This window comes from Staphylococcus sp. 231237_7MaSpsaltlick (assembly GCF_043107035.1).
In genome coordinates this window covers 1-243 of record NZ_JBICNX010000483.1, presented here as the reverse complement: position 1 = coordinate 243, position 243 = coordinate 1, and the positions used below count along the sequence as shown (strand labels likewise).

The window sequence follows — 243 nt, the reverse complement described above, 5'->3', positions numbered from 1 at the left end:
TTGGTTCAGGATCAGGTGTCGGCTCAGGATCAGGTGTTGGTTCAGGATCAGGTGTTGGCTCAGGGTCAGGTGTCGGTTCTGGATCAGGTGTTGGCTCAGGGTCAGGTGTCGGTTCCGGATCAGGTGTCGGTTCAGGATCAGGTGTTGGTTCAGGATCAGGTGTCGGCTCAGGATCAGGTGTTGGTTCAGGATCAGGTGTTGGCTCAGGGTCAGGTGTCGGTTCTGGATCAGGTGTTGGCTCAG

Annotated in this window: 1 protein-coding gene; it reads left to right on the top strand. The window is 56.4% G+C overall.

Annotated features, from left to right (window positions below):
- The coding region (locus tag ACF91D_RS32440; RefSeq protein WP_327621138.1) for a hypothetical protein at positions 1-243 on the top strand (243 nt) is incomplete at both ends.